The sequence below is a fragment of the Saccharothrix tamanrassetensis genome, assembly GCF_014203665.1.
GTDB lineage: Bacteria > Actinomycetota > Actinomycetes > Mycobacteriales > Pseudonocardiaceae > Actinosynnema > Actinosynnema tamanrassetense.
Genome location: NZ_JACHJN010000002.1, coordinates 311566 through 326508, shown reverse-complemented (window position 1 = coordinate 326508; position 14943 = coordinate 311566). Strand labels below are relative to the sequence as shown.

The following is a 14943-nucleotide window of genomic DNA, read 5'->3' as shown; positions in this document are numbered from 1 at the left end:
CCATCAACTACGCCCCTCCGACCGCGCAGCGGCGAGGCCGGAGAGGTCGAGCAACTCGGCGGCCAGCGCGCGGCCGAGTTCCTCTGCTGCGGTCAAGTCACCGGTGGCGGACGCACGGAGGAGGTCGCCGTCCTCCGTCGCCATGACCCCGCGCAGGGACAGGCGGAGGACTACCGCTCCCTGGTCGTCAAGGTCTTCCACCACATCGGCCAGTGCGCCGACCGGCGCGCTGCACCCCGCTTCGAGCTCGGCCAGCAAGGCCCGCTCGGCGGTGACAGCGGCCCTGCTGGCCGAATCGTCCAGCGTGGACTGGAGCAGGTGCTCGGTGTCGACGTCGTCGACCCGGCACTCCACGGCGAGGGCGCCCTGGGCGGGCGCGGGGAGCATCTGGATCGGCTCCAGCGTCTCGGTGATCTCGGCGGTGCGGCCGAGCCGGGCGATGCCGGCGCGGGCCAGCACGACGGCGTCCAGCTCGCCGTCGACCACCTTGCGGATGCGGGTGTCCACGTTGCCGCGCAGCGGGACGACCTCGATGCCCAGGCCCAGCGCCTCCAGCTGCGCGGCCCGGCGGGGCGAGCCGGTGCCGACCCTGGACCCGACGGGCAGCTCGCCCAGGGTCAGGCCGTCCCGGGCGACCAGCGCGTCGCGCGGGTCCTCGCGCGGCGGCACGGCGGCCGGCGCCAGGCGCGGGTCGCGGGCGGTGGGCAGGTCCTTGTACGAGTGGACGGCGATGTCGATCTCACCGTTCGCCAGCGCGTCGCGCAGCGCCGAGGTGAAGACCCCGATGCCGATCTCGGCGACCGGCGCGGACGAGCGGTCGCCGGGGGTGGAGATGGTCACGATCTCCACGTCGGCGCCGGCGGCGCGCAACGCGTCGGCCACGTGACCGGTCTGCGCGAGTGCCAGCGCACTGCCGCGCGTGCCGATCCTCAGGGTGCGGTTCACCGCTTCTCACCTTTGGTCTGCGTCGGGTTCTGCGTCGAATGGGGGGTGCTGACGGCGGCGGGCTTCTGCGGGTCGAGCCCGAACAGCTCGCGCAGCGCCTCGGCGTAGCCGGCGCCACCGGGTGCCGCGGCCAGCTCCTTGACCCGCACCGTCGGCGTGTGCAGGAGCTTGTCGACCACCCGGCGCACGGTCTTGGCCAGCTCGGCGCGGACCGGTTCGTCGAGTTCCGGCAGCCGCGAGTCCAGCCGCAGCAGCTCGGCGTCCACCACCTCGGCGGCCCGCTTGCGCAGCGCCGTCACGGTGGGCGTGACCTCGGCCGAGCGCTGCCCGGCCAGGTAGCCGCGCACCTCCTCGGTCACGATCTCCGCCGCGCGCAGCGCGTCCTGGCCCGTGGGGGCGTCGGACAGCCTGCGCTGCAGGGTCTCCAGGTCGACCACGCGCACGCCGGACAGCAGCGCGGCGGCGGGGTCGACGTCCTTGGGCAGGCCGAGGTCGCACACGACCAGCGGCCGGCCGGGTTCGCGGTCGCCGATCAGCTCGGCGCCCACCACCACGTCCACCGAGCCGGTGCAGGCGAACAGCACGTCCGCCCGCGCGATCTCGGCGGTCAGGTCGGCCAAGCCGGTGGACCGGGCGGTCACGCCGTCCGCGGCCAGCGCGTTCGCCAGCCGCGCGCCGTTGGCGGCGGTCCGGTTGGCGACCACCACCTCGCCGATGCCGACCCGGCGCAGGTGCGCGGCGGCCAGGCCGCCCATCGAGCCCGCGCCCACGATCAGCGCGGTGCGGCCGGCCAGCCCGCCCAGCTCCTCGCCGGCGTCGGCCAGCGCCTCGGACACCACGGACGCGCCCGCGTGGTCGATGTCGGTCTCGGTGTGCACCCGCTTGCCGACCCGCAGCGCCTGCTGGATCAGCTCGTGCAGGGTGCGGCCGACCACCCCGGCCTCGTCGGCGCGGTTGTAGGCGGTGCGCAGCTGGCCGAGGATCTGGGCCTCGCCGACCACCATCGAGTCCAGCCCGCCCGCGACCGAGAACAGGTGTTCCACGGCCGCGGCGGCGTAGTGCACGTAGAGGTGTTCGAACAGGTCGGCGGGCTCGGCGCCGGCCTGCCGGGCGAGCACCTCCACGACCTCGTTCATACCGCCGTGGAAGGTCTCGACGACCGCGTAGACCTCGACCCGGTTGCAGGTCGACAGCAGCACGGCCTCGGACACGCTGGGTGCCTTCAGCAGCTGGTCGAGCAGCTTGCCGAGGTCGGTGTCGGCGACGGCGACGCGTTCCAGCACGGGAACCGGTGTGGTGCGGTGGGACAGCCCGACGACGAGGACGCTCATGCCGGCACCGAGCCCGTCGTCGGCCGGGCCGACGTGCCCCGCGGAGCCGTTCGGCTCGAAACCCGCACCATCACGGGCGAATCACCACCCCGTCCACACCGACGCCGTTGACCACGTCGACGGCGGCTTCGTCAGCCCGTCGAGCTACGTGGAACGACAGGATCTGCATCTCGACCGCCAGGTCGACCTTGCGCACCTCGACGTAGTCCGGCACTTGGAGTACGACGGGTGCGAAGTTCAGGATGCACTGGACTCCGGCGGATACCAAACGGTCGCAGACGGCCTGGGCCGCCTGCGGCGGCGTCGCGATCACGCCGATCGAGACCTCGCGCTCGGCGCAGACCGACGTGATGTCGTCGATGTGGTGGACCGGTATGCCGCCTACCGGCACACCGGTCAGGTCCGGGTCGATGTCGAACAGCGCGGCGACCGGGAAGCCCCGGCTGGGGAACCCGCCGTAGTTGGCCAGCGCGTGACCAAGATTACCGATCCCGACCACCGCGACGGAGTGCTTGCGGGTGAGTCCGAGGATGCGCTCGATGTGGCTCACGAGCACCTCGACGTCGTACCCGACGCCCCGCGTGCCGTACGACCCGACGTAGGACAGGTCCTTGCGCAGCTTCGCCGAGTTGACCCCGGCCGCGCCCGCGAGCTCCTCGCTGGAGATGGTGGTCACGCCCTGCTCGGCCATCCCGGACAGCACCCGCAGGTAGACCGCCAGCCGGGCGACCGCCGCCTCGGGGATCGCGCGGGCCCGTTCCCGGACGTCGGCGACGGTTTCGGCGGGCGGCTCGGCGGTCTTCTTCGGGGAGGCGGTCACAACCTCGTCACCCTCGCCCCGCCGACCCGCCACGCTGGTTCTCCTCGACATCCGACGCACTGGTCCGCCGGGCATCTTCACCAGCGGAGTGATGCGACCACCGTACCGCTTGTGAACGTATGCACAAAGTCGGTGGCCGGGCCCCTGCCGGGCCACCGGAACGCGGTCAACCCCCATGGAACATCCCCCCTACGGCAAAGGTGAGCCGGGCCGCCGCGCAGATACGCGGTGGCCCGGCTCACCCCGTGGCGATGCGGTCTCGCCGCATCGGGTGACCCTCGCGCGGGGGGATGCGCGAGGGCCGCCGGGTCACGCCGCAGGGGGCGTGAGGACCTTGCCGATCACGAACACGGTGGCGTTCTTGGTGGGCACGTTGCCGCACAGCACCGGCGCGCCGTTGACGGTCATCGCGTCACCGGAGCCGGAGATCTTCAGCTCCTGGCCGGTCAGCGCCTTGACGGAGCCGGCGGACTCCAGGCCCTGGGCGTCGTAGCGCTTGCCGACCACGTGGAACTGGAGGATCTTGCCCAGCGTCGCCGGGTCGTTCGCCAGCTCGGCGAACTTGGCGTCACCCAGCTCGGCGAACGCGGGGTCGGCCGGCGCGAAGACCGTGATGGCCTCCTGCGAGTTCAGCGTGTCGACCAGCCCGGCGGCCTTGACCGCCGCGACCAGCTTGGTGAGCAGCGGGTTGCTGCTCGCGGCGGTGGCCACCGGGTCGTCGACCATGCCCTGCAGGGAGCCCTGGTCGGACGGGTCCTGGGGGACGCCGGCACAACCGGGGCCGAACACGTCGGTGGTCTTGGTGACGCCGTCGGCCATCGCCTGGGTGGTCGTCATCGGGGTGGTGGTGGTCGGCTCGGCGGCGGTGCTGCCGCTGGACGCGTTGTCCCCGCCGCCGCAGGCCGAGATGGACAGGGCGGCTGCTGCGACGGCGCCGACGAGGGCGAGCTTGCTGTTCCGCACGGCGGATACTCCTCTGGTTTACCGGACTCGGTGTTCACTGAGACGTTCGAACCGGGGCGCGATCCGGTTCGACCGAAATCACTCGACCGTGAAAAAAATCGAGTGCCAGCCGGTCGCGCCGTCCGGGATGGGGTCCACCCGGGCCTGCTGCTGGGTGTAGCCGGAGTTGTCCGTGGCGCGGCTCTCCACCGTGTGCCCGCCGAACGGCAGGTCCAACTCGATCCGCCACATCCGCCACGTCGAGTCGTTCACGGCGGTGGACAGCCGGGTGGCCTGCCACGGACCGCCGTCCACCCGCACCTCGACCTTCGCGACCCCGCTCGGCTGCGCCCACGCCACCCCGACCACCCGGGTCCTGCCCCACACCTTGGACAGCCCCTTGGGGCTGTCGATGCGCGACATCGTCTTGATCGGGGCCCGCTCGCCCCAGCCCCGGTCGAGCCAGTAGGACTGCTTGTCGCCGAACCGGGTCAGCTCCAGGTCGACCACCCACTTCGTGGCCGACACGAACCCGTACAGGCCGGGCACCACCAGCCGGGCCGGGAAGCCGTGCTCGACCGGCAGCGGCTCGCCGTTCATGCCCAGCGCGATCAACGCGCCCCGGTCCTCCTCCATGACGACGTCGACCGGGGTGCCGGCGGTCCAGCCGTCCACGCTGGTGGAGAACAACTGGTCGGCGCCGGGCCGGACGCCCGCCTCGCGCAGGACGTCCCGCAACGGCACGCCGACGAAGTTCGCGGTCGAGACGTACGGGCCGCCCACCTCGTTGGACACGCAGGTCATGGTGATCGTGCGTTCGACCAGGTCACGGCCGCGCAGGTCGTCGTAGCGGAGGTTCAGCTCGCGGTCGACCATGCCGTGCACCCGCAGCACCCAGTCCTCGGCCCGCACGCGCGGCACGCTCAGCGCCGTGTCGACCCGGTAGAAGTCCCGGTTGGGCGTGATGAAGCCGGGCGTGCCGTCCGCCGCGAAGTCCGCGCCGTCCGGGATGGCGGGGGCGGGCTTCGCGGGCGTCAGGTCGCCGACCGCCCGGCGCGAGCCCTCGACGTCGGTCCGGGTTCCGATGAACTGGCCGCCCACCCCGGCGAGCACGCTCGCGCCCGCCGCGATCAGGAACCCCCGCCGGCTCCGGCTACCGGCCTCGGGTCGGGAAGCGAGCCGGTGCAGCCACCGGAACACCACCACGCCCGCGATCCCGGCCGCGATCGGTGCGAGGACGCCGAGCCGGCCGACGTCGGGTCGGTAGAGGACGGCGGCGACCCCGACCACGCCGAGAACGGCCGCGAGGACCGTGCCGGGCAGCGGGTTGTCGCGCGAGAGCAGCCCCGCGACGACGGCGACACCCGCGATGACCACCGCCATGCCGATCAGCAGGACGAGCTTGTCGTAGGTGCCGAACGTGCGGACGGCGAAGTCCTTCAGCGGGGTGGGCGTGAAGTCGATCGCGGTGTTGCCGACGGCGAGGAACGGCGAAGCCGCAGGACCCGCCAGACCCGCGACGAGGTGCCCGACAGCCAGGGCGGCCGCGACACCGAGGATGCCGATCAGGGCAGCGGTCCAACGCTTCATGCCCTTGATTCGGCCCTCGGCGCGAACCGGTTCGATGATTCCGCGAGGACCGGGTGGCCGGCGCGCCGACCGGGCCGCGATCAGGCGAGGGCAGCCCGCAGCCGCGCCTCCTCGACCGACCAGTACCCGTGCTCGGCACCGTCCACCAGGATCACCGGCACCCGGTCCCCGTACTCGGCGCGGAGTTCGCGGTCGCCGTCGACGTCCCGCACGTCCCACGGCACCCCGAGCTCGCCGCAGATCCGCTCCAGATCCGCTCTGGCCTGCTCACAGGCATGGCAGTCGACCCGGCTCAACAACGTCACGTGGTGGCTCACGCCCACATCATCCCAGCGGCAGGCGCAACCGGGCGCGGGCGAGCTTGCCGGTGGGCGAGTGCGGCAGGGTCGAGGCGAACTCGACGACCGCGGGCACCTTGAACTTGGCCAGGCGGGCGGTGCAGTGGTCCTTCACGGTGTCCTCGGTGAGCTCCACGCCCTCGTCGAGCACGATCACCACCTTCACCGACTCCCCGGTCCGCTCGTCCGGCACGCCCACCGCGGCGGCCTCGGCGACCCCGTCCAGCTCGGCCACCACCTGCTCGACCTCGTGCGGGTAGACGTTGAAGCCGTTGACGATGATCAGGTCCCCCGCCCGGTCCACCAGGTGCAGGTCGCCGTCCTCGTCCAAATACCCGACGTCCCCGGTCCGGAACCAGCCCTCCGCGTCGGGCCCGTGCGCCCCGTCCGGCCAGTACCCGCTGAACAGGTTGTCGCCCTTCGCGGCCACCAGCCCGGTGCCCGGCTCGTCCTCGTCCTGGTCCAGCGGCCGCCCGTCGGTGTCCACCAGCCGCACCTGCACGCCCGGCAGCGCCCGGCCCACCGACCCCGGCTTGGGCACGCCGCCCACCAGGGTCGACGTCAGCACCGGGCCGGTCTCGGTGAGGCCGTAGCCCTCGTACACGGGCAGCCCCACGGCCTGCCGCATGGCGTCCAGCAGCCCGGCCGCCAGCGGAGCCGCGCCGGAGGTGAACAGCCGCACGGTGGCCAGGTCCTCGCGCAGGCGCTCCACGGGCTGCGCCAGGATCGCCTGGTACATCGGCGGCACGCCGACGAGCGTGGAGACCCGGTGCTCGCGGATGGCGGTCAGCGCGCCGTCCGGGTCGAAGCGCTCCAGCAGCACGGCCGTCGCGCCCGCGCCGGCCACCTGCAACAGGCCCGGCCCCAGGCCGTAGACGTGGAACAGCGGCAACGCCAGCAGCACGCGGTCGCCGGCGGTCACCGGGGCGGGGCGCAGGGTGGCGCACTGGTCGACGTTGGCCAGCAGCGCCCGGTGGGACAGCATCGCGCCGCGCGGCACGCCGGAGGTGCCGGACGTGTAGCCCAGCACGGCCAGGTCCTCGCCGGAGCCGATGGTCCGGAACTCCTCGCCGGGCACGAGTTCCGGTTCGGGGAGCACCTCGGCGTCCGAGCCGCCGCCGTCGCCGACGAGCAGCCGGGCGCCGCTGTCGGCGACCAGTCGCTGCAGCTCGCGGTTGGGCCGGCCGGGACCGGCGGGCACCACCACGCCGCCCGCGCGCAGGATGCCGAACACGGCCGCGCAGAACGCCGGGCCGGTGGGCAGCCGCACCACCACGCGGTCACCGGGCTCGACGCCCGCGTCCACCAGCCGGTGGGCTTCGCGGTCCACGAAGGAGTCGAACTCGGACCAGGTGTAACTATTCGCAGTCGTGACATCGACCAGTGCCACGTGCTTGGGTCCACGGTGCGCGGAGGCGCGAACCAGGTCGGCGACGTTGCGGGCGGAAGCGGTCAACTCGACCTCCTGGTGAACGACAGCGGACCTCTGCGCAGTCTGTCACGCGCGGGCGGCGTCAGGCAGTGCCGCCGAACGCGTCGCAGATTCGAGACCGGTTGCCGCTACCTACTACGGAGTAACAACACGTATGCTGCCCGGACGGCGACTCTCTGGAGGTGCCGCGAGCCGATGACCGCCAGGGCACGCGAGAACACGTTTGGCGAAGCCGAAAACCGGACAACAGTCGGCGAGGCCGGAAATCGGCCGACCTCCGGCGGAGACGGGAACCGGCCGACCTCCGGCGGAGTCGGCACCGGGGCGACCTCCGGCGGAGACGGGAGTCGGCCGACCTCCGGCGGAGACGGATACAAGACAACAGCCGGCCGAGTCGGCGCCGGCACCACAGCCGGCGCGGCCGGCACTCGGACGGCAGTCGGCGGAGCCGGAGGTCGGGCGGTCGGCAGCCGCCCGGCGCGGAGGCTCCGCTCGATGTGGAACGGGGGAGGGCGGTCCACCACGATCGAGAGCGCGGAGAGCAACGCGGCGGAAGAGCCGTGGGACCTCGTGCGTGCCGCCCAGGCCGGCGACACGGACGCGTTCGGCGCGCTGTACGACCGGTACGTGGACGTGGTGTACCGGTACGTGCTGTTCCGGGTCGGCGACCGGACCCTGGCCGAGGACGTGACCAGCGAGACGTTCCTGCGCGCGCTGCGCAGCATCGGGTCGATCAGCTACCAGGGCCGCGACGTCGGCGCCTGGTTCGTCACGATCGCCCGCAACATCGTGTTCGACCACGTGAAGTCCAGCCGCTACCGGCTGGAGATCACCACCGCCGAGCTGGCGGACAACCGCGAGGTCACCGGCGGTCCGGAGCAGGAGGTGCTGACCGACGCGGCCAACGCCGAACTCCTCCGCTGCGTGGCCCAACTCGGTGACGATCAGCGAGAGTGCATTACTCTGCGTTTCATCCAGGGCTTGTCCGTGGCCGAGACGGCCGCGAAGATGGGTCGCAACGAAGGCGCCGTCAAGGCCCTGCAACACCGAGCGGTGCGCCGCCTGGCCCAACTGCTGCCGAACTGGCTGCGGTGACCGGCGACGCACCGGTCGACCCCGCGTAACCCCGACACCGCCGGGGTCGTTACTCGGGGCAGGTACTCCTGACGAGTCGGTGCGGGATGGTGGGCAGAGGGATCACGCCGCTATGGCGTCACAGGCAGCGCGAGCAGTTCGCCCGCGCCGTCGACGCGCTGCCCGAGGACACCGACCCGGCGTTCGCCGACGAGTTGGCCGTCGTCACGCTGCTGCGGGAAGCCGCAGCGACGAGCGGGCCGGACGAGGCGACCAGGGCGCGGATGCGGGAACGGGTGCTCGGCGCGAGCCCGTCCCCGCCCACGAAGGTCGACCGGCGTCGTCCGCGCAGCGGAGCGCACGGTCGATTAGCCGTAGCCCTGGCCGCCGCGTTGTGCCTGGTGTTCTCGCTGGCCGGGATGAGCTTGCTGCTGTCCCGCGACGCGTTGCCCGGCGACGCGCTGTACGGCGTCAAGCGCACCGCCGAGTCGGCCTCGCTCGGCCTGACCTTCGGCGAGGAGTCCAAGGGGTACAAGCGCCTGGAGTTCGCCGCGGCCCGGGTCTCGGAGATGGAGACCATGGTCGACCGGTACCGCGACTCCGGCGGCGGCCCGCTGGGCGGCTACCTCACCGCGCTGGCCGACTTCGACGCCGACGCCGCGGCCGGTTCCCGCGTGCTGGCCGCGTTCGGGTCGGGCTCGGACCGGCGCGTCCTCGGCTCGCTGCGCGACTGGGCCACCTCCCACGCGGCCCGGCTGGGCGACCTGCGCGGCAGGCTGCCCGCCGACGCCGCGACCCGCGCCGGCGTGTCCGCGGACCTGCTCGGCCGGATCGCGCAGCGCGCCACCGACCTCGGCGCCCGCGAGCACTGCGGCACCGTCACGTCCGGGCAGTTCGACGAGATCGGCCCGGTGCCCGCGACCGACGACTGCGTCGTCGCACCCCCGGCGGCGCCGACCGCCTCCGCGACGGAACCGCCGTCCGCACCGGTGCCCACCGCCACCCCGCCCGCCGCCGCCCCGACCACGACCGCGCCGGCCCCGGCCCCGCCCACGGGCGGCGGCACCACACCCGGCACCGCCAACCCGACGCCGACGCTGCCGCTGCCCTCGGTGACGGTGACCGTGACACCACCCGTCCAGCTGCCGACGCTGTCGCTGCCCTCGCTGCCGCTGCCCGGTCTCACCGGCTGATCGCTACCCTGTCCCCATCGGACCGCGGGAGGCGCTGACGTGGCGAAAAGGCGTGTGGTGGAGGGCTCGGCCGAGCGGGAGAGGCTCGCCGAACTGGCGGGTGCGGCCTCGGCCGAGGCCGCCCTGGCCACACCCGCGCTCGAACCGTCGCCGGGAACCCCCACCGACCTGACCGCCGCCGCGTTCTTCGACGTGGACAACACGATGATGATGGGCGCGTCGATCTTCCACTTCGCCCGCGGCCTGGCGGCCCGCAAGTACTTCCGGAACTCGGACCTGGCCGGGTTCGCCTGGCAGCAGATCAAGTTCCGGGTGGGCGGCCGGGAGGACCCGCAGAGCGTCAAGGCCTCGCGCGAGCAGGCGCTGTCGTTCGTGGCCGGGCGTTCGGTGGCGGAGCTGGTCAGCCTCGGCGAGGAGATCTTCGACGAGCTGATGGCCGACAAGATCTGGACCGGGACGCAGGCGCTGGCGCAGATGCACCTGGACGCCGGCCAGCGGGTGTGGCTGGTCACCGCGACGCCGGTGGAGCTGGCCCAGATCATCGCCCGGCGGCTCGGGCTGACCGGGGCGCTGGGGACGGTGTCGGAGAGCGAGGACGGCATCTACACCGGCAAACTCGTCGGCGACCTGCTGCACGGCCGCGCCAAGGCGCACGCGGTGCGGGCGCTGGCCGCCAAGGAGGGCTTGGACCTGCGGCGGTGCACGGCGTACTCGGACTCGGTGAACGACGTGCCGATGCTGTCGGTGGTGGGCACGGCGGTGGCCGTGAACCCGGACTCGGGCCTGCGCGACACGGCCCGCAAGCGCGGCTGGGAGATCCGCGACTTCCGGACCGGGCGGAAGGCGGCCAGGATCGGCGTGCCGTCGGTGCTCGGCGCGGGTGCGCTGGCCGGCGCCATCGCGGCCGGGTTGGCCTACCGCCGCCGCGCGTGAGCGGTACGCACGGCTCCACGCGACGCCGCGGAAGCGGCGTGGGTCTTCCCCCCGGTGTGAGCCGAGCCCCGGCGTGATCGTCCACGAGGACGCGCAGGGGTGCCGGGTCAGCCCAGGAACACGTTCCGGCGCTGGGTGAGCAGGCGGTACAAGGTCTGCTGGATGGTCTCGCGGACCTGGTCGGTCAGGTTGAACACCAGCATCGGGTCGTCGGCGGCGTGCTCGTCGTACACGTCGGTCCGGATGGGTTCGCCGAACTCGATGTACCACTTCGAGGGCAGCGGGATCGCGCCCAGGGGGCCGAGGAGCGGGAAGAACGGGGTCACCGGGAAGTAGGGGAAGCCGAACAGCCGGGCCAGCGCCTTCAGGTCGCCGATCATCGGGTAGATCTCCTCCGCGCCCACGATGGAGCACGGGATGATCGGGACGCCGGTGTTCAGCGCCGCCGACACGAAGCCGCCGCGGCCGAAGCGCTGGAGCTTGTAGCGGTCCTTGAACGGCTTGCCGATGCCCTTGAAGCCCTCCGGCCACACGCCCACCAGCTGACCGGACCGCAGCAGGCGTTCGGCGTCCGGGTTGCAGGCGAGGGTCTGGCCGGACTTGCGGGCCAGCGCGCCCAGCACGGGGGTCTTGAAGACCAGGTCGGCGCCGAGCATCCGCAGGTGGCGGCGCGCCGGGTGGTCCGCCCGGACGGCGTACGCGGTCATGGTGGCGTCCAGCGGCAGGGTGCCGGAGTGGTTCGCGACGAGCAGCGCGCCGCCCTCGGCGGGCACGTTGTGCATCCCGATGGTCTCCACCCGGAACCACTTCTCGTACAGCGGCTTGAGCGGGGGCATCAGGAGGTGGTCGGTCAGGTCCGGGTCGAAGCCGAACTCGTCGACCTCGTAGTCGCCCCGGAGCCGGCGGCGGGCGAAGGCCAGCAGGTCCGCCAGGCGCTGCTCCCAGTCCGCCGGGGCCTGCTCGGAGGGCGCCGGACCGGCCTCGGCCGGTTCGGCCACCACCTCCGGTTTCGGCCGCCCCAGTTCCGGGGCGTGCAGCGGGATCACCCGTGCCCCTGCCACGTCCACCTCCTCGGCCGGTGTCACCGGAACCTGGCCGCCGCGCCGAGCACACCGCGCTCCACCGATGCCACCAGGTCCGGGTCGATCAGCGGGCGCATCGCCCGCCCGCTCACGTAGTCGTCGAACGCCTGCTGGGTGGTCCACCTCGGCGTGAAGCCGAACTCCCGCTTCAGCAGACCGGTGTCCACCACGCGGCCCCAGTTGAGGAACCGCATCTGGTCGGGCGAGAAGTCCACCAGCCGCGCGCTGCGGAAGAGCCTGCCCACGGTGGGCACGGCGGCGCTGGGCACCGGTAGCGGCAGCTTGCCCGCGCGGCGGATCGCCTGCGACAGCAGGAGTACCCCGTCGCCGCCCACGTTGAACACGCCGGGCAGGTCGTGCAGGGTGGCGCGTTCCAGCACGGCCAGCGCGTCCTCGGAGTGCAGCAGCTGCACGCGGGCGTCGTAGCCCATGATCGTCGGCACCACCGGCAGGGCGAAGTACCTGGTCAGCACGGTGTCGATGCGGGGGCCGATGAAGTTGGTGAACCGCAGCGCGGTCACCGCCACGTCCGGGCGGCGGCGCGCGAAGCCCCGCACGTAGCCCTCCACCTCGACGGCGTCCTTGGCGTACCCGCTGGACGGCAGGTCCTTCGGGCCCATTTCCTCGGTGAACACCGCCGGGTCGCGGGACGACGACCCGTACACCGCGCTGGTCGACTTCACCACCAGCTTGCGCACGTGCGGCGACTTCTGGCAGGCCGCCAGCAGCTGCATGGTGCCGATGACGTTCATCTCCTTCATCGCCGTGCGACCGGTCGGACCGGCCGGGTTGGCGGTCACCGACGCGTGCACGACCGTGTCGACGTGCGCGGTGGCGATGACCTTGGCGATGAGCGGGTTGCGGATGTCGGCGCGGACGAACTCGGCCCGGCCCATCCGGCGCAGCAGGTCGCGCGACGGCGGCTCGGTGTCCACGCCGAGCACCCGGTCGATGTCGGGGTTCGCGGCGAACCGCGCGGCGAGGTGGCCGCCGAGGAAGCGGCTGCAACCGGTGACGAGAACGACCTTGGGCGCCATGCGACTCCGTGCCTGGGGTGCGGTGCGACGTGCCTGGGGTTGCGTGCGACGGGTGGATGCTACCCAGGGGATCTGAGACCCGATCGTTCCACAGGCGCGGCCTTGACGCAGGTCACCGCCCCGCGGCCCGCGGGAGGGCGGCGAGCGGCGGCGGAAACCGCAGGTTGGGGGGCGAAAAGCAACGCCGGCCCTCCGCGTACGTGGAGGGCCGGCGCCGGAAAACCCGCTGGGGTTACTTGCCGCGCTTGCGACGCTGGACGCGGGTCTTGCGCAGCAGCTTGCGGTGCTTCTTCTTCGACATGCGCTTGCGGCGCTTCTTGATGACCGAGCCCATGCGGGGTCCTCACTCACTAGACGTTGGTCTTCTCCACGCGCCGGTGGAGACACCCGTCAGTTGGGCGCGCCGACACCAGGCACGAACGGCCTGTCAGTTTACCCGGCTGCCGGCGCCCGCCCTCACCCGGCGTCGAAGTAGGCGTTGCGCAGGTACTCGTGCACGGCCTTCTCGGGCACCCGGAACGACTTCCCCACCCGAACCGCGGTGAGTTCGCCCGAGTGCACCAGCCGGTACACCGTCATCTTCGACACACGCATCACCAGCGCCACCTCGGCGACGGTCAGGAACTTGACCTGGACCAGTGGTGCTCGATCGTTCTCCTCCGGCATGGATCACCGTGTCCTTCGACACGCGTCGTGCCGTCGGCTTCCCCACCGACGGTTCGACACGCACGTGCTCCCTTGAGGGTAACGGGACAGGTGGGACTGGTGCGACGGCCAATGGCGGTATCAATCCGCCTCGTGGTCCCGTCCCAGCTCCACCGAACGGTCCCGGGCGGCCTCGATGGCCGCCAGCATGGCCGCCCGGACGCCGTGCTTCTCCAGCTCCCGGATGGCCATGATGGTCGTCCCGGCGGGCGAGGTGACCGCCTCGCGGAGGATGACCGGGTGCTGGTCGTTCCGGTTCAGCATCTGCGCGGCCCCCACCGCCGACTGGATGATCAGCCGGGTGGCCAGGTCGCGCGGGATGCCCAGCAGGATGCCCGCGTCGATCATCGCTTCGACCAGGTAGAAGAAGTACGCGGGGCCCGAGCCGGAGAGCGCCGTGACGGCGTCCTGCTGGTTCTCCGGGACGCGGGCCACCTTGCCCACGGTCTGCAACAGGTCGTCGACCAGGTTCAGGTGCTCCGCCTGCGCGTACTTGCCCGCCGAGATGGCGCTCATCGCCTCGCTCACGACCATCGGCGTGTTCGGCATGACCCGGACCACCGGCGTCCCTTCGGGCAGCCGGCGCTCGTAGAGGCTCGTCGGCAGGCCCGCGCACAGCGACACAACCAACGTCCCGGGCCTGATGACGGGTGCCAACTGGTCCAGCAGCGGCTCGATGTCCTGGGGCTTGACGGCCACGACCACCACGTCGGCCCGCTGCGCGGCGGAGGCCACGTCCAGCCCTTCGACGCCGTACTGCTCGGTCAGCTCGGCAGCCCGCTCCGGGTGCTTCTCGGTGAACAGCAACTCCTCCGCCGGCCGACCACCTTGCAGCAGCCCGGACAGCAGCGCTTCCCCGATCTTCCCAGCCCCCAACACCGCGATCGTCGTCATACCGCCAAGCCTGCCACCCTCCCCCATTCGGCAGCCACGCAGTAACCCACCCGGTCCCGTCCGATGGATCCCCTACCTCCCTCGATGTCCCCATCCCTGCCCGTCCACACCCGCCACCCACGGCCAACGCACCACAGCCGCCCAACCCCCAGGCGCACGCCGCACAGACCCGTCGCCTCGTGTTCTCCCCGCATGGCCTGCCCGGAGGGCTACCGCGCTTGTCCTGGGGGTGCAAGCACGCTTCACCGCTTGCACCCCCAGGACAAGGGTGGTCGTCTTTGACAGGCCATGCGGGGAGAACACGACGCCCTTCGTTTTTCCTCCCCGGAGGCCTGCCAAGCGGCGAGCGTCGCTTTTTCTTTGACCGGCAGCGATCCAGCACCAAGTCGCCAACCGATCCCGCTAAAAGAAAAAGCGTCCTCGCCGGACGGGCAGGCCGCCAAGGATCCCATAAAACCAAAGCATAAAAGATGCGAGCAGGCCGTGCGTCATCCCCGCATGTCCTGGTCAAAGACAACCGCAGTTGTCCGGGGAATGCAAGCGAAAAGCGTGCTTGCATTCCCCGGACAACTGCGGTTCGCTGCGCGCAGGCCATACGGGGATGACACACAGCACGGCAGGAGTGTG

At 72.2% G+C, this 14943-nt stretch carries 15 protein-coding genes; 3 read left to right on the top strand and 12 right to left on the bottom strand.

Annotation, left to right across the window (positions count from 1 at the left end):
• Positions 1–3 precede the first annotated feature (3 nt).
• From hemC to FHS29_RS06365, 7 genes are all read right to left on the bottom strand, one after another.
• Complete coding sequence (hemC, locus tag FHS29_RS06395; RefSeq protein ID WP_184689187.1) at positions 4–945, bottom strand: hydroxymethylbilane synthase; 942 nt, start codon at positions 943–945, stop codon at positions 4–6.
• Entirely contained in the window at positions 942–2276 is a 1335-nt protein-coding gene (locus tag FHS29_RS06390; protein ID WP_184689186.1) for a glutamyl-tRNA reductase, read from the bottom strand. Before FHS29_RS06390 ends, hemC begins: the two co-directional genes overlap by 4 nt.
• A gap of 70 nt (positions 2277–2346) precedes the next feature.
• Positions 2347–3129, bottom strand: coding sequence for a redox-sensing transcriptional repressor Rex (locus FHS29_RS06385; protein WP_184689185.1), 783 nt, complete (start codon positions 3127–3129; stop codon positions 2347–2349).
• Positions 3130–3405: 276 nt separating this feature from the next.
• A complete protein-coding gene (locus tag FHS29_RS06380; protein ID WP_184689184.1) occupies positions 3406–4059 on the bottom strand; it encodes a fasciclin domain-containing protein in 654 nt (217 codons plus the stop codon).
• 78 nt (positions 4060–4137) lie between these two features.
• Positions 4138–5628 carry a molybdopterin-dependent oxidoreductase gene (locus FHS29_RS06375; protein ID WP_184689182.1) on the bottom strand — a complete coding sequence of 497 codons (1491 nt, stop codon included), beginning with the start codon at positions 5626–5628 and terminating at the stop codon, positions 4138–4140.
• Positions 5629–5708: 80 nt separating this feature from the next.
• Positions 5709–5945 carry a glutaredoxin family protein gene (locus FHS29_RS06370; RefSeq protein ID WP_184689180.1) on the bottom strand — a complete coding sequence of 79 codons (237 nt, stop codon included), beginning with the start codon at positions 5943–5945 and terminating at the stop codon, positions 5709–5711.
• A 7-nt stretch (positions 5946–5952) separates the two neighbouring features.
• Complete coding sequence (locus tag FHS29_RS06365) at positions 5953–7422, bottom strand: AMP-binding protein (RefSeq protein WP_184689179.1); 1470 nt, start codon at positions 7420–7422, stop codon at positions 5953–5955.
• 471 nt (positions 7423–7893) lie between these two features.
• Here FHS29_RS06365 and FHS29_RS06360 point away from each other — a divergent pair, with 471 nt between their 5' ends.
• The 3 genes from FHS29_RS06360 to FHS29_RS06350 all read left to right on the top strand — a co-directional run bounded on the left by FHS29_RS06360 (position 7894) and on the right by FHS29_RS06350 (position 10598).
• Positions 7894–8493, top strand: coding sequence for a sigma-70 family RNA polymerase sigma factor (locus FHS29_RS06360; RefSeq protein WP_184689177.1), 600 nt, complete (start codon positions 7894–7896; stop codon positions 8491–8493).
• Between the two features lie 89 nt (positions 8494–8582).
• Entirely contained in the window at positions 8583–9665 is a 1083-nt protein-coding gene (locus tag FHS29_RS06355; protein ID WP_184689175.1) for a DUF5667 domain-containing protein, read from the top strand.
• A gap of 39 nt (positions 9666–9704) precedes the next feature.
• A complete protein-coding gene (locus FHS29_RS06350; protein WP_184689174.1) occupies positions 9705–10598 on the top strand; it encodes an HAD family hydrolase in 894 nt (297 codons plus the stop codon).
• Positions 10599–10705: 107 nt separating this feature from the next.
• Here FHS29_RS06350 and FHS29_RS06345 read toward each other — a convergent pair whose 3' ends face one another.
• From FHS29_RS06345 to proC, 5 genes are all read right to left on the bottom strand, one after another.
• Positions 10706–11659: a lysophospholipid acyltransferase family protein gene (locus FHS29_RS06345; protein ID WP_312864785.1), complete on the bottom strand. Its 954-nt coding sequence runs from the start codon at positions 11657–11659 to the stop codon at positions 10706–10708.
• Between the two features lie 20 nt (positions 11660–11679).
• A complete protein-coding gene (locus FHS29_RS06340; RefSeq protein ID WP_184689169.1) occupies positions 11680–12717 on the bottom strand; it encodes an NAD-dependent epimerase/dehydratase family protein in 1038 nt (345 codons plus the stop codon).
• 232 nt (positions 12718–12949) lie between these two features.
• Positions 12950–13051: a 30S ribosomal protein bS22 gene (locus FHS29_RS06335; RefSeq protein ID WP_015105422.1), complete on the bottom strand. Its 102-nt coding sequence runs from the start codon at positions 13049–13051 to the stop codon at positions 12950–12952.
• 122 nt (positions 13052–13173) lie between these two features.
• Positions 13174–13383, bottom strand: coding sequence for a helix-turn-helix domain-containing protein (locus tag FHS29_RS06330; RefSeq protein ID WP_121010260.1), 210 nt, complete (start codon positions 13381–13383; stop codon positions 13174–13176).
• A 120-nt stretch (positions 13384–13503) separates the two neighbouring features.
• Entirely contained in the window at positions 13504–14316 is an 813-nt protein-coding gene (gene proC, locus FHS29_RS06325) for a pyrroline-5-carboxylate reductase (protein ID WP_184689168.1), read from the bottom strand.
• Positions 14317–14943: the final 627 nt, after the last annotated feature.

Excerpts from the sequence above, each read along its gene's own strand:
- FHS29_RS06390 (WP_184689186.1), bottom strand. The coding sequence starts at position 2,276 with ATGAGCGTCCTCGTCGTCGGGCTGTCCCACCGCACCACACCGGTTCCC.
- FHS29_RS06375 (WP_184689182.1), bottom strand. The coding sequence starts at position 5,628 with ATGAAGCGTTGGACCGCTGCCCTGATCGGCATCCTCGGTGTCGCGGCC.
- FHS29_RS06360 (WP_184689177.1), top strand. The coding sequence starts at position 7,894 with ATGTGGAACGGGGGAGGGCGGTCCACCACGATCGAGAGCGCGGAGAGC.
- FHS29_RS06340 (WP_184689169.1), bottom strand. The coding sequence starts at position 12,717 with ATGGCGCCCAAGGTCGTTCTCGTCACCGGTTGCAGCCGCTTCCTCGGC.
- FHS29_RS06335 (WP_015105422.1), bottom strand. The coding sequence starts at position 13,051 with ATGGGCTCGGTCATCAAGAAGCGCCGCAAGCGCATGTCGAAGAAGAAG.
- FHS29_RS06330 (WP_121010260.1), bottom strand. The coding sequence starts at position 13,383 with ATGCCGGAGGAGAACGATCGAGCACCACTGGTCCAGGTCAAGTTCCTG.
- proC (WP_184689168.1), bottom strand. The coding sequence starts at position 14,316 with ATGACGACGATCGCGGTGTTGGGGGCTGGGAAGATCGGGGAAGCGCTG.